We start from the raw sequence: 344 nt of genomic DNA, 5'->3' as shown, positions 1-344 counted from the left end.
GAGAAGTCTTACAGTAAGACCTCGTTGAGCTGCGTGCTTTAGTGCCTCAGAAACGTGCTTGCCTAGGTGCTTGGATTCGTAAATATACACCTCCATGTCGATTTGAAATCGCGCATGCTCCATGCAGTGCTTGAGCGCTTTAAAGTACGACTCAGCATCGCTGAAGACGTTTTCAATTAGCGGGGCGGTCTGTTCAGCAGGATAGGGGGCGTGGTGTGAGGACTCCGCTTTCGCGGATGAGGAGTGATGAATTGAATCCTTATCGATCATTCTAGTCACCTACTCCTTGCCTAGGAACGGCTATTGGTATTTTTCAGCCGCTTGTTTGATCAGTTCCAGCATGG

Annotated in this window: 1 protein-coding gene; it reads right to left on the bottom strand. The window is 49.1% G+C overall.

All coding sequences use genetic code 11. The features are described from left to right. Positions 1-270, bottom strand: a 270-nt coding sequence (locus A3751_RS21605; RefSeq protein WP_231876959.1) for a hypothetical protein, incomplete at its 3' end; no start/stop codon positions are given. Positions 271-344: the final 74 nt, after the last annotated feature.

The sequence above is a fragment of the Oleiphilus sp. HI0080 genome, from assembly GCF_001635135.1.
This window is presented reverse-complemented; position numbering and strand designations above follow the sequence as displayed.